Below are 403 nucleotides of genomic sequence, written 5' to 3'. Positions count from 1 at the left end.
TATTTTAAAATATATGCCCAAGGTTTTATTAACAATAACATAATCATCAGGATTATCTATAATAGAAATTTGTGCATTACTGTTTTGAAAAACAAAATAAATGCAAATAATAAAAATAAAATTAACACTTTTTCTTGCCTTTTGCATCGGGTTTATTTTTAAATTCATTTATTAAAACTTGATTAATGGCTTCTAATTGAGCTTCTTCATCATCATCAAGATTTTCATCGTCATTGAAAAGTGTTAATTCTAAAGTATCTTCCAATCCAATCATCGCTAACTTTTCATAATAACTAAAAAATATTCTTTTATTCTATCACGTAATATGATTCCAACTTATAAATACAATCATTATTTTTCACCATAAAAACTTTGATGTCTTCAAAATACTCCCATAGTTCCC

Annotated in this window: 1 protein-coding gene; it reads right to left on the bottom strand. The window is 24.6% G+C overall.

What is annotated here, in order from left to right; genetic code table 11:
- Positions 1 to 121: 121 nt before the first annotated feature.
- On the bottom strand, positions 122 to 274 hold the full coding sequence (locus EGM88_RS15865; RefSeq protein WP_162497596.1) for a hypothetical protein: 153 nt from the start codon (positions 272 to 274) through the stop codon (positions 122 to 124).
- Positions 275 to 403: the final 129 nt, after the last annotated feature.

Source organism: Aureibaculum marinum (genome assembly GCF_003813905.1).
GTDB classification, from domain to species: domain Bacteria; phylum Bacteroidota; class Bacteroidia; order Flavobacteriales; family Flavobacteriaceae; genus Aureibaculum; species Aureibaculum marinum.
Note: the sequence above shows the minus strand (reverse complement) of the source record. Positions and strands in the feature narration are given on the sequence as shown.

What these genes read in the sequence shown, in the direction of transcription:
- EGM88_RS15865 (WP_162497596.1), bottom strand. Translation starts at nt 274, where the DNA reads ATGATTGGATTGGAAGATACTTTAGAATTAACACTTTTCAATGACGAT.